This is a genomic window from Rhodanobacter sp. MP1X3, from assembly GCF_014207165.1.
GTDB lineage: Bacteria > Pseudomonadota > Gammaproteobacteria > Xanthomonadales > Rhodanobacteraceae > Rhodanobacter.
Window position 1 is genome coordinate 151,736 of sequence record NZ_JACHCO010000004.1, and the last position, 13,523, is coordinate 165,258.

At 60.9% G+C, this 13,523-nt stretch carries 7 protein-coding genes; 2 read left to right on the forward strand and 5 right to left on the reverse strand.

What is annotated here, in order from left to right:
* Positions 1-96: 96 nt before the first annotated feature.
* Positions 97-1,035 (forward strand): MBL fold metallo-hydrolase, encoded by a 939-nt coding sequence (locus HDE79_RS12175; protein WP_184602250.1) that lies wholly within the window; start codon positions 97-99, stop codon positions 1,033-1,035.
* 16 nt (positions 1,036-1,051) lie between these two features.
* Here HDE79_RS12175 and HDE79_RS12180 read toward each other — a convergent pair whose 3' ends face one another.
* Positions 1,052-1,678, reverse strand: a complete 627-nt coding sequence (locus HDE79_RS12180; RefSeq protein ID WP_184602251.1) for a TetR/AcrR family transcriptional regulator — start codon at positions 1,676-1,678, stop codon at positions 1,052-1,054.
* A gap of 70 nt (positions 1,679-1,748) precedes the next feature.
* Between HDE79_RS12180 and HDE79_RS12185 the strand changes: the two genes are divergently transcribed.
* Positions 1,749-3,029 carry an MFS transporter gene (locus HDE79_RS12185; RefSeq protein WP_184602252.1) on the forward strand — a complete coding sequence of 427 codons (1,281 nt, stop codon included), beginning with the start codon at positions 1,749-1,751 and terminating at the stop codon, positions 3,027-3,029.
* A 1-nt stretch (position 3,030) separates the two neighbouring features.
* Here HDE79_RS12185 and HDE79_RS12190 read toward each other — a convergent pair whose 3' ends face one another.
* The 4 genes from HDE79_RS12190 to HDE79_RS12205 form a co-directional block, all read right to left on the reverse strand.
* Positions 3,031-3,387 (reverse strand): tRNA-binding protein, encoded by a 357-nt coding sequence (locus tag HDE79_RS12190; RefSeq protein WP_343205959.1) that lies wholly within the window; start codon positions 3,385-3,387, stop codon positions 3,031-3,033.
* A gap of 10 nt (positions 3,388-3,397) precedes the next feature.
* Positions 3,398-4,684 carry an FAD-binding oxidoreductase gene (locus tag HDE79_RS12195; RefSeq protein WP_184602253.1) on the reverse strand — a complete coding sequence of 429 codons (1,287 nt, stop codon included), beginning with the start codon at positions 4,682-4,684 and terminating at the stop codon, positions 3,398-3,400.
* A 64-nt stretch (positions 4,685-4,748) separates the two neighbouring features.
* Complete coding sequence (gene pbpC / locus HDE79_RS12200; RefSeq protein WP_184602254.1) at positions 4,749-7,148, reverse strand: penicillin-binding protein 1C; 2,400 nt, start codon at positions 7,146-7,148, stop codon at positions 4,749-4,751.
* An 85-nt stretch (positions 7,149-7,233) separates the two neighbouring features.
* Positions 7,234-13,350, reverse strand: coding sequence for an MG2 domain-containing protein (locus HDE79_RS12205; RefSeq protein ID WP_184602255.1), 6,117 nt, complete (start codon positions 13,348-13,350; stop codon positions 7,234-7,236).
* Positions 13,351-13,523: the final 173 nt, after the last annotated feature.

The following is a 13,523-nucleotide window of genomic DNA, read 5'->3' on the forward strand; positions in this document are numbered from 1 at the left end:
CGACGGCTGCCGAATAAGTGCATCCACGGATCGTTGCCAGAGGTCTTGCTACGCTCGACGGATAAGTTCATTGAACCCGACCATCGTGAGAAATACATGACATCCATGCACGGCATCCACACCATCGATACCGGCTTCGTTCGACCACAGTTTGACGCGGCTTACCTCGTCGTCGAAAACGGCCGTGGCGCCTTCATTGATTGCGGCACCAATTACGCCCTGCCGCGCATGCTTGCGGCGCTGGATGAGAGCGGGCTCGCGCCGGCCGATGTTGACTGGCTGATCCTCACCCACGTGCACCTGGACCACGCCGGCGGCGCGGGCGAACTGATCGCACAGCTACCCAACGCGAAACTTGTGGTGCACCCGCGCGGCGCGCGGCACATGATCGATCCGTCCAAGCTGTGGGCCGGCGCCACTGCGGTGTATGGCGAAGCGGTGATGAAGGAAACGTATGGCCATCTGCGGCCGATACCGGCAGAGCGCGTGATTGAAGCCACCGACGAGTACATCATCGATCTCGCGGGGCGTCCGCTGCGTTGCCTCGACACGCCGGGCCATGCCAAGCATCACAACAGCATCTTCGATGCGCGCGCCAATGTCTGTTTCACCGGCGATGTTTTCGGATTGTCGTACCGGGAGTTCGATCACGATGGACGTCCATTCATTGTGCCGACGACGTCACCGGTGCAGTTCGATCAAACGGAGTTGCACGCATCCATTGATCGACTCGTCGCACTCAAACCCGACGCGATGTATCTCACCCACTACGGCCGCGTCGAGGATATCGCACGGCTGGCCGCCGACCTGCACGTGCAGATCGACTCGATGGTTGAACAGGCGCGCGCTGCAAATGACAAGCCCGATCGGCACATGGCGCTGAAAGAATTGCTGACCGATCTCTACCTTGAGCGCGCACATACCCACGGCTGGACCAAAGGTCGCGACGCGCTGCGCGACGTGATCGGCATGGACATCGAACTGAACGCGCAAGGTCTGGAAGTTTGGCTGGACGGCCAAAAGAAAGCTGCCTGACCGTTTTGATCAGTACCTAACGCAGCGACGCAGTGATCAATTGTTCGGCCACCTTGACCAGCGAGCGCGCAGGGCCATGGCGGCCGAACATCTGACCGCTGGCGTAAGCGCCCTCGATCAGCAACAGCAGACCGTCGGCCAGTACGTCTGGTGACTTGGCACCCATGGCTTCGGCCATATCATGCAGGCGAGTGCGCAGCTTGCGCTTCTCTGCCACGGCGGTCTTGCGGGTTGGATGCTGTGACTGTGCCCCCTGTGCGTGCGGATACTCCAGCGCAGCATTGCTCATCCCGCAGCCGCGGTAACCCGACTGCGTGGCCCGTTCTGACAAACCCTTCAGATACTCAAGCAGCTGAGCGCGCGGATCGTTCGGATGTGTTCGCCCCGGAGCATCGAAGCGAGTCCAGAACTCGGCGGCATAATCATTGATGTACAGCGTCGCCAACGCATCCTTGGAACCAAAGCTCCGATACAGGCTCGGCTTGGTCACTCCGGCGCGATTCACGATCTCGTCCACGCCGATCGCGCGAATGCCCTCCCGATAAAAAAGTTCGCGTGCTGTGCTACGGATGCGTTCGGCGGCCCGTGGCACAGCGGCAACCGTGCTGTTCTTGATACTGGCAGTGGAGCGTTTGAGTGTCATGAGTTCACCACTATTGACGATGTTACCGCTCGGTACGTATGATCCTACCACACACGTACCGAGCGGTAACATGAATAGCATACAGCATCGCCCTTTCGGCCAGAACTACGTCTTCGTTGCAGCTGGCGTGGTTTTCCTCGCGTTACTTGCTGCCGCCGGGGTGCGCGCCGCTCCCGGTGTGCTGATCCTGCCACTGGGTAACGCCTTTGGCTGGACGCGCGACAGCATCTCACTGGCCGCCGCGGTGGGCATCTTCTTTTATGGCATGGTCGGTCCGTTCGCGGCAGCGTTGATGCAGGCCATCGGCATCCGCCGCACGCTTATCGGTGCGCTCGCCTTGATGGCGTTGTCCATCGCGGCCAGTGCGTGGATGAGCAAGCCCTGGCATCTATTGTTGAGCTGGGGCGTTTTTTCCGGCATCGGTTCGGGCTGCGTGGCGATGGTGCTGGGCGCAACAGTGGTCAATCGCTGGTTCGTCAAGCATCGCGGCCTGATGATGGGTCTGCTGACCGCCAGCACGGCGACCGGGACACTGGCGTTTCTTCCCGTGCTGGCTTCGATCGCTCAGCACGGCGGCTGGCGACCAGTTATCTGGACTGTCTCGGCGGCCTGCGCATTGCTGATACCACTGGCATGGTGGCTGCTGCCCGAGCGACCGGAAGATATCGGCCTGCGCCCTTACGGCGCCAGTGCCGATGATGTGATCGCCGAGCCGGAGAAACGCAAGCTGCTGGCCATCGCCTTCGGTGCGCTGGCGCGGGCCTCCAAGCACCGTACCTTCTGGTTCCTGTTCGCCACCTTCTTTATTTGCGGCTTCACCACCAATGGGCTTATTGGTACTCACTTTATTGCGCTATGCGGTGATCACGGCATTCCCGAAGTGCGCGCGGCCAGCGTGATGGCGATGATGGGTGCATTTGACCTGATCGGGACGACCCTATCGGGCTGGCTTACCGATCGCTACGACCCGCGCAAGCTGCTGTTTGTCTACTACGCACTGCGTGGCCTGTCACTGATCTGGTTGCCCTACTCGGATTTCTCGCTGACCAGCCTGTCGCTGTTCGGCATGTTCTACGGACTGGACTGGATCGCCACCGTGCCGCCGACCCTGCGTCTCGCGTCAGAGGCATTTGGCGACCGCGATGCACCGGTGGTATTCGGGTGGATCGCTGCGGGACATCAGATCGGCGCCGCCAGCGCTGCATTGTTTGCCGGCTTTATGCGCACACAGGGCGGCAGTTACCTGCAGCCGTTCGTGATCGCTGGCGTGACCGGCCTGGTCGCTGCGGGTATTGCGTTGACTATCCGTCGCCGGCCGCATTCAGCCATGCCGCTCGCTGCCGCAGGCTGATTCAGGCCAACCGCGTCCCATTCGGTACTGCCCGCTCGATGGCGGTGAGTACAACGCCTTCTTCGGTATGAAAGCCGGTGAGCAGAAACTGCGAACGAAACGGTCCGATCTGCTTTTCAGGGAAATTGATCACGCCGACGATCTGGCGGCCGACTAAATCGTCGGCCTTGTACAAGGCCACAATCTGCGCGCTGGTTTTCTTCTCGCCGTAGGGTCCGAAATCCACCCACACTTTCCACGCCGGCTTGCGCGCTTCGGGAAACGACTCAACACGTATCACTGTGCCGGCGACAATTCGTACCTTCTCGAAATCGGTCCAGCTGATTTCATCCAACATCCCGTCTTTTTCTTCACTCATTGTTCGCACCTTATTTCTCTCGCCGCGTCTGCAACCAGTCGCGGCCCTGTTGCCACCAGTAACTCGCCTGTGCACCAAGATAACCGAACGGTCGATACGTGCTGCGCAAGCCGTAATCGGCAAACTGCATCCAGCGATCGTCTCCTTCGGCAATCGCGCTTGCCAGCAGTTCACCGGCAGCACAGGTCGGTGCCAGCCCGTGACCGCCAAACGCTTGCGCCCACCATAAACCGTTGTCGTTGCCGCCGATCTGTGGCATCTGATGGCGTGCATAGCTCATCAGTCCCGACCAGGCGTAATCGACTTGCACTCCTTTCAGCTGGGGAAACACGCGCAACAGATCCTGCATCAGCAGTCGTTTCACAGCCTGCGGTGAACGGTTGCGTATCGAGATGCGACCGCCCCACAGCAATCGCGTATCGGGCAGCGCGCGGTAGTAGTCGAAAGCAAAACGCGTGTCATAGACAGCGGCGCGAGTGTGCAGGCATTCACCCATCCGTGCACCCAGCGGCTCGGTGACCATCACATAGGTCGCGATCGGCAAAATCGCGCGATCGATCGCCGGCTGCAGACCCGCGAGATAGCCGCCACAGGCCAGCACCACCTGATCGGCCATGACCACGCCCTGCGCAGCACGCAAGCACCACTGCGCTCCCTCGCGAACAAGACTCATGACGCCACTGTTTTCATGGATACGCACGCCCTGCCCGGTCGCCGCGACAGCCAGACCAATCGCGTAGTTGAGCGGATGCAGGTGCAACGCATCGCGCTCGTACAACCCATCGTGATAACGCTCGCTGCACACGCTTTCCCGCAGCTGTCCCTGCGGGAGCCATTGCCATGATGAATCGTAGTGCTCTGCCAACAACTGCTGGCGCCGGTGCAGCACGGCGGGATCGCGAAACCAATTGGCCCAGATCACGCCTTGATCCACGCAATCGCAGGCAATCGCGTAATCGGCAATCCGCCGACGAATCAGCTGAACAGCCTCCGTGGTGAGCTTGAACAACGCCCGCGCGCGCGACTCTCCCAGTTGATCGAGCAGCGATTGCTCACCCAGCGAATAGCCGCCAAAGACGAAACCGCCGTTGCGACCGGACGCGCCGAAGCCGATCTGTTCGTGTTCCAGCAAGACGACATCGCGCATGCCACGCTCGGCCAGCCCCAATGCGGTATTCAAGCCCGCATAGCCGCCACCGATGATGGCGACACTCGCCCGCTTCGTGCCCTTTAACGCCGCATACGGTTCGTACGGTGTGGCCGTAGCTCGGTAATAAGAAGCGGCTGCTTGCGTCATGGGACAGTTGATCGGGATGGGGCACGCTGGCTAAGCATCGAGCATAACGCAGCAGCTACTTTTGCTATTCCACCAGACTCACGCCCAGAGGCCGCTGATCGCTGCGGCCATGATCGTCCACCACGCGTACGTTGTAACTACCCGCTGTCTGCGGTTGCCACAGCAGCGACTCGCCAGGCACGCTGCGCCCGATATAAGCATCGTTGACGAACCAGTACAACGCGTGGACGTCCGCGTCGGTTGTGGCGATAAAGGCGATGCGCTCCTCACCCAGCTGCTTCAAACGCATCGCGTAGGTACTGCCGAGCAGCGGCGAGGTGATCTGCGGCGGATCGCCGTCGGGCTCGCCTGCGTTCTTGCAGTCAGGGTTTTGTGGCGGCTTGCGACGCGGGATGCCGGCCTGCGCAAACACCTGCTGCAGATCAGACGGCCAGAATTCATAGACCTCCACATGCGTGCGTTTGCCTGCATACGGCGGACACGCCGGCTGACCCGTCGCGTCATCGATCACGACCGGCCGGTGCACGTTGCTGACACGGATCGGCGACTTGCCGGGGACAAACCAGGTCATGCCTTTTTGCGGGCACCACTGGTTGGGCAACTCACCGCTGGCCAGGCAAATCGGCACGCGCTTGAGGTTGGCCGGCATATGCCGGATCGGCTCTGCCAGCTGCTGACGCTCGGCTCGCAGTGCATCGATAATCTGGAAAAACAGCGGCGCGGCCGCATCCGCACCTACAAAGGCGGGATTGCCCGTGCTATCGAAATTGCCGATCCACACCACCAACACGTACGGCCCAAAACTGCCCACCGTCCACGCATCACGGAACGCCCACGATGTACCGGTTTTCCAATACACCGGCAGGTGCGACGGCTGCGCGCCGGTGGTTTCATCCGGACGCGGATTCTGCCGCAGCATGTCCATCACCATGAAGCTCGCCTCATCGCTGAGCAGGCGCGTGCCGGCGACTTGCGGATCGCTGCTGTTCAAGCGCAGCGGCCTGAGCTCACCACGGTTGGCCAACATGGCATACAGGCCGCCAAGCTCCTGCATGGTCACCTCGCCGCCACCCAATACCAAAGCAAGGCCGTAATGCTTTTCACTGGCCATGCGACTGATGCCGGCATTGTGCAGGAACTCATACAAGTCGGGCTGCTTGAGCTGCGATGCGACCCACACCGCCGGAATATTGCGACTGCGGATCAGCGCGTCAGTGGCTGTGATCGGCCCCAAGAAGTGACCATCGAAATTTTCCGGCGTGTAAGGGCCGAAGGAACTCGGCACGTCGCGCAATACGGTCTGCGGATGCAGCACGCCCTGATCGAAACCCAGCGCATAAATGAAGGGCTTCAGCGTCGACCCTGGCGAGCGCTTGGCTAGCGTACCGTTGACCTGGCCCTGGATGGAACGATCAAAATAATTCGCCGAGCCCACCATGGCCTTGACGCCCATATCGCGCGTGTCGATCAACATTGCCGCCGCATTGCGGATGCCGCGCGAGTTGTTGCGCGCCACGTAAAGGGTGATCTGCCGTTCGAGGCTGTGCTGGATATTCAGATCGATGGTGGTGCCAACGCGAGAATCGCTGCTGCCGCCGGCGATCTGCCGCACGGCAAGCACCTGCTCAACCGCTTGCGGTGCCTCGAACGGCAGCTGCGATAGTGGCCGCAGGTTCAGCGGCAACGCGAACAATGGTTTCAGCGAGACATCATCAGGATGGCTATGCAACCAGCGCGCGTAGAGCCGATTGCGTGAAGCGGCGAGTTGCGGATTGATGATGTCGCCATCGGCATCGGCGTTATGCGATGCACTCTGCAACCGGCGCGTCGGATCTTGCGGAATCACCGCCAGCGTCAGCGCCTCGGGCAAGCTCAGCTCGCCAGCCGATTTATTGAAATAGGCAAGACTGGCCGCGCCCACGCCCTCGACGTTGCGGCCGTAAGGTGCGTCGTTGAGATAAGCCTCGAGAATCTGCTGCTTGGAATAAAACAGCTCCAACTGCACCGCCCGCGTCACCTGCTGCAACTTGCCCCATGGCGAACGCGTATTGAGCTTCCACAACAGCCGAGCCAACTGCATGGTGATGGTGGAACCGCCTTGCGGATTGCCATGGCGCACATAGGTAACCCACGCGCCGCGCGCCAGACCGTAGGGATTGAAGCCCGGATGCCAGCGATACCAGCGATCTTCGTGCAGCAGCACCGCATCCTTCAGTTGAGGCGAGATGTCATGCAATGGCACCCACAGGCGATAGCGATCGTCGCTGGCCAGGGTCAACCGCATCAGCCGGCCATGATCGTCGTAGACCGCCGAGGAGGACGGCAACCAGTCGCGCAGGCGCGGATGCGGCCATAGGCGACAGCCGATCAGCAGCATGGCGATCAGCGCAAAACCGACCAGCCAGTTCTGCCAACGATGCAACCAAGTGAAGCATGCGCGCCAAGTAGAAAGTAAAAGAGACATCGTCGTCGACCGGACCATGCCATGAAGCTCAGGCCCGCCCCCTTTCCCGAATGAAAAGGGGGCGGCCATGATCATGGTCTGCTGATCATGGCTTGCTCACCACCGTCAGTACGCTGCCGCCGGGCGAGCGCGCCTGCACGCTGCGGTCGTACATCGACTCGCCGTACACCGGAGGCACGATGAACTTGCCGGCGTTGCTGGCCTTGATGCGATAGACGAACTCGCGCACGTCCGGCGTGGCCGTGCCGTAGATCACCACCCGGTCCTCGCGGATATCCGCATAGTCAGGCTGCCAGGTCGAAGTAGACAGACCGACCGGCGAGCGGAAGGCCTGCGGCTTCACCTCACTGTCGCCACCCTGATCCGCCTGGCTGTCTGTATCGGCTTGCTGCTGATCGGTGACCGGTGGCGGTGGCTCGATCACCGGCTCGAAGCCGCCTGGCAACAGGTCGACGATCGCGACATTGCCGACCCCATCGCTGCCCGTGGCGCGGATCTTGATATGTACATCGATCTCCTCGCCAACACTGATCTGATCAAGCGACTTGCCCTTGGTGTCGGTGTAGTCACGCACGATTTCTATGCCGTCCTTGATCGCTTTGGCAGACGCGTCGCTGTCGTAACCGCCCTGGCTGGCCACGTGCCATGCAGGCAGGCTGCTACCGTTGGAGAATCGCAGCTTCGCCGTGGCGGCGCTCCAGCTTCCGGCCTGCAGCAGGTTGCCCTGGATGGCGGCAATCGACTTGACCGTACCGTCGCCATGCACCTCGTCGATAGCCAGCTTGTCCAGCTCGCCGGCCGTCTGTGCCGCATAGGCATCCAGAGCCAGAATGGTCATGGACGCTGACAGGGTATTGAAGCGATTCTGCGCCAGCGGCCAGGTGATGTTCTCCATCACCTGCGGTGACAGTGCCTTGGCCCGATCGGGGAAATACTTCGACAGCAGATAGAGCACGCTGGCATCGCGAGTCAGCGGATCGTAGTAGTACTGATACACGTAGGCATCGTTGGACAGTTTGCGTTCCAGCGCCTTCTGCGGTCCGGCAATCAGCTGGTTGGCCTCCTTGTCCTGTTTGAGCATTTCATAGGACGCCGCCAGCCATGCCGCAGCCAGATCACTCTTCCAGTCGTTGGGGAATGCTTCCTGCAGCCGTTTCTGCACGGCGGCCAGATCGTTGGTGGTGACATTGCCCTGGCGCGTCAGCAGGTATACGGCGTATGCGCGCTGGCGCAAGGCATCGAGCGAATCGAGGCTCTCGTCCGCCGCCAGCTGATGCAGATACTTGTTGCCCGCATCGAGCATGTCACCCGGCACGGCAACGCCGCGATCTCGCGCTTCCAGCAAAAAGTGCATCGCATAGGCCGACACGAACGGTTCGGAATCCGGGGTGGCAGACCACACGCCGAAACCACCCTGCCCGTTCTGGCGCGAATGCAGCACGTCGAGGAAATGCGCCAGTGCCTCGTCATTGCTGATTTTCTTTTCACTGAAAGCCGGCTGCAGGGCATGAGTGAACACGGGAACCACCGGCCACTTTGCCAGCACCAGCTGCGGCATGGCCGCACTCACCAGCTGCTCGCTGCAGTAGTTCTGGTAGTTCACCAGATAGCTGGTCAGGCCCTCGGCCAGCACCACAGGCAAAGTGGATATCGCGGCATCGCGTGAAGCGTAGGCGTCATACAACTTGCGCAGATCCGGCACCTCGACCTTGCTGTGAGCATCGACGCGGCCGACGTCTACCCGGGTGCGATAAGCCGACGCTGGCCGCACCGAAAGATCGACACTTTGCCTGGCCGACTTGTCGCCATAGCCGGCGGTAAAGGCCAGATTGCCCGAGCCCAGCGCGCTGGTTGCCTTGACGTGGAAGATCACCACACCTTCGCGCATCTCACCCAGTGCCAGGCTCTGCGTGGTGTTGCCGATGACCTGCAGTTGCGGGCCAGTCTTCAACGTGACGACCACGGGAACCTGCTTGCCGTTGAGGCCAGTCAGGTTGTTCGCCACGCCGACACTGACCTCGGCCTCATCGCCGGGTGCCAGCGTAGTGGGCACGTTCGGCGACAGCACGAAGTCGTCGCGCACGGTGGTCGACCCCTCGAAGGTGCCGATGCGGTCCGGCGAGACGGATACCGCCATCACACGCAGCTTGCCGTTGAAGTAATCCGGCACGGTGTAGCTGAAATCCTTTTCGCCATCAACATCGACGATGCCGGACCAGTACACCACCGGCTTGTCGCGCTTGCGCTTGAACGGGTTCAGCTGGCGGCCGATCGCGCCGTCGGCATCGCCACCCGGTGCCGCCATTGCCATCAGCTTCTCGAAGTCCGGCAGGATCAAGTCGAGGATCTGCGAGGTGCCGACTTCCAGCATGCGTTTGCGGAAGAAGAATTTCAGCGGATCACCGAGCTTGTAGCGCGCGACCTGCAGGATGCCCTCGTCCACCGCAAACACCACCGCCTTCGTCGGCTGAGTCGAATGCAGTTTCAGGGTCAGCGTCTGGCCGGGTTTGATCAGCGCGGGAGAATCGACCGTGATCGGATTACGCCGTGCATCAAGGTTGACCGAGAACGGCACCACACCGTAGCTCAGCGGACTCATGAACACCTCGTCCGAGGACGGATCGCGGATGTATTGCACGTTGATGTAGCCGTTGCCCTCGAAATCCGCGGGCACGGTGATGTGCTGCACCGAGCTGGTGGTGTCGGCATGGAACCACGCGTGTGCGTAAACCTTGTCGCGCTCGATGGTGATCAGACCACTGCCGGCATACGGCGCACGAATGGCGATTTCGACCGGCTCGCCCTGAGCGTAGTCCTGCTTGCTGAGGTTCAACTGCAGCTCGGCGTTGCGATCCAGCGAGCGCGAAATATTGGCATCGCCGGCTACCGAATATTCGACGCGATTCACTTCGGTGCGATCGGACGAGCGACGGATGACCAGCGCGTAATTACCGGGCTTGTCGGTCGGCAACGCGTAATCGAGACCGGATGCTGGAATCGCCAGCGGCTGCTCACTGATCGCGATCTCTTTGAGCTTGGAGTCGTATTTATAGACGCCCGAATCCTGCTTGGTCAGTACGGAGACAAAACGCCGTTCGATCAGCTGTGCTTTTAGATCGCTGAGCGCAAAGGCTTTCGCCTGCGGATTGATCGCAACCAGATGCACGACTCGCGGGCTGTCACGTTTGACGTAATCGAGGTTATCGACCGCCTTGTAGCCGACCAGCCAGTCGTTGCGGGACACCAGCGTCTGCGCCGCGGCTGCCACGCTACGACCACCCTCGGCTTCGTACGCCTTGCTGAGGAAATACAGCTGGTAGGTGGCGTCGGCGTATTTCTTCAGATCGAGATCAAATTCGGCATGACCCTTGTCGTCGGTCTTGCCGTCCTGCAGGGCTTCTTCGTAGCCCTCCTTGGCCCGGCGCACGTCGTAGAAATGGTAGTCGGGCCAGCTGTGGAACGCGGGCCACGCGGGACGCAAGGTCAGCGACGCTTCGACGCGACGATCGGCCGCCGGCGTACCGAACAGGTTCTGCACATCGACAATGCCCTTGAGCTGATCGGGCTTCACCCAGCCTTCGGGTACCTGCTCGGAAAGCTTGGCGCTGACCTTCATGCGATCGGGCAGGAACTCCTTCACTTGCACCGTCGTCGTGCCGATCTGCGCGTCGGCCTTGCCATCCTTCACGATGTACAGGTTCACCGTCCAGGTGCCGGTCGGCGCGGTTTCGGCCGGCGTGTAATCGAGCTCGCCAAAGCCGGAAGCATCCATGGTCAGCGGGATTTGCTTGACCGTGACGCCGCGTGGATCGACGACTTCCGCCTGCAGCGGAATACCGGCCACGCTACGCGTCCAGCTGGCCGCACGCACGATCAGGCCGATATGGAAGAGGTCGCCCGGACGATAGATGCCGCGATCGGAAAACAGGTAACCCGACAGCTGGCCCTGATTCAACGCGTTGCGCTCACCGCCGATATCGAAGCGCGAGTAGTCGAGCTGGCGATCCGCGCCGCCAATCGGCAGAAAGGACAGATCGTCGCCCTTCTTCACCACATACATCACCGGCTTCTTTTCGCGGTCCAGGCCCTTGAAGGTCGGAAAATGCACCACGCCATCGGCGCTGCTGGCCTGGGTATAAAGCGTCTGACCATTGACGGCGAGCACGGACACCGTCGCCTCGCCCACCGGTTGACCCGTATGGATCGACTGCACGAAAACGTCCTGGCTGCCATCAAGCGAGCGCTTCACCAGCATGCCAAGATCGGTCACCACGATCAGACGCGTATCGGTCGGCATTGGCGCGTCGTCGGCACTGCCGTCATCAGCTTGGTCGCCATCAGCCTGATCGTCAGCGCCTTGATCGCTACTATCGGCCCCGCTGTTATCGGCCTCGTCTGCACTATCGTCAGTGGCCGAGCTGTCATCGCTCGCCGGCTGGTCACCCGGCGCCTGTGCAGTCCCTTGCAACGCACGCGCTTTTGCCTTGGCGGCAGCATCTGCCTTCTTTTTTTCGGCGACCGGATCGTAGCCAGACAGGTGCAGCAGGAATACGCCGCGCTTGCCGTCTTTCAGATACTGACCAAGGTCGACACCCTCGTAATGCGCCTTACCCGGGTCGGTCTTCGGAAACGCCTGCTTTTGCTCGAAGCGCTCGACGATATGGTCTTCGCTGAAACCGTACATGAGCTCGGGATGGCTATAGGTGCCCTGATTGAGGCTGACCAGATGCTGCAGCTGATCGGGTAGTACGCGGCCGATTTCCAGCTGCATGCCGGGCAGATTGCGCGACACCACCGACAGGCGTTTGCTGCCGCTCAGCGAGAGCAGCGAGCCATCGGCCATGAAGCGCAGCAGCTTGGGATAATCCGGCACGGTAAACGTTTGTGCCGTCGGTTTGCCCAACACATAGCCACCGAAAGATTTCAACCCTGTACCGACATGCACGTAGATCCGCTGACCGGGTTCCGCGTGGTACTTGAAGCTCTGGAGTGTCGCGAAATCGTCTTCGGTCGGTACCAACTCGATCGGCAGCGGCTGTGATTTCCGCAGGACAGCCTCACTCACTTCCGACACGTCCCAGCCATAAGGCGCATCGTCGTCTGCCTGGTCCATACCATCCTTTTTGCGCGGCAGGACCCAGGCTTTGGTCAAACCGGAAAGATCGCTGCCGCGTACCTTGCCACTGGCATTGATCACCAGCACCTGTTCGGGTTCGTACTTGTCGTTGTCGACCAGGGTCGGACTGATGTCCTGCAGCGACAAGCTATACAGGCCCGGCACGCGAATGCGCGATTGCAGCGAGTCTGGCGTGCCGTCACCGCCGCGCGAGCTGCGCACGCCGCTGTCCAGTTTCAGCAGTACTGCACCATCGTCGCGTGGCAGATCCAGCGGCTGCGAATGCACCCACGCATTGAGCTTGAAAGCATCATAGGTGACCGTGAATTTAAGCGGCGTACCCGGCTTGCCGTCTTTGTCGGCCAACGCGATGGCAATGCGCTTTTCAAACTGCGCGGTGTCCACCGGGTAGTTGAAATTGACCGGAACGATGGTGGTCTTCGCCGTCGGATCCTGCGGGTCCTGATAGAACTCACCATTACCAAATTTTGCCGTGAACGCCGGCAGATCAACAGCGAGATGGTCGTCCGCCATCAGCACATGCGGCGCGAATGCATCCGCCGTGTCGAAACGCACCTCGATATGCGCGCCAACCGGCCAGTCCTCAGCGGGAACAAAACGCAACGTGTGGTCGTCGGTCCAGCTCCATGCGCCTTTGAGCGCCGGATGCATGGTAATGCCCTTGCTGACCGGTTTGCCCACCAGCTCGATCGGTGCGGCCGAGGCTGAGAAAGCGACGTCGAGGGGATGAATGGTGATCTTGGGTGTGCCGTCTGGCTGCGTTACATAGTCCGTTAGCACCGGCACTTTCGCCTGGAAAGTAATGCGCTCCGGCTCAATCGGCTTGGGGCGATGCTGGTACCACTGCCAGCCGAACCAGGCAGCGATGATCAACAGCACGGTAGCGAGAAATCCGCCGGCAAATTGCCTTGGCTTGCGCTTGATCGCCGCGCCCGTAGCCGGCGCCCAGGTCGGTGCCGACCATGACACATTGCCGAGAACCGGCCGCAGAATCCAGCCCAGCCCGCGGAACAACCCGCGCACAAGGCGCACCGGCAACATAAGCAGAAACCGCAGCAGATCCATGACGTCCCCTTTCCTTCATCCGTTGATAGCAACGACGATATCTTCCAACCGCCATCACCGCAGCCTTGAGCAAGGCACAATGACGGCGATTCTTCCTAATGTCCCCATGCACTCTGCGCGTTGAAAATGGCAGGATGCGGCGCTGATTCTGACATGCGGCGGACGGCTGTAAC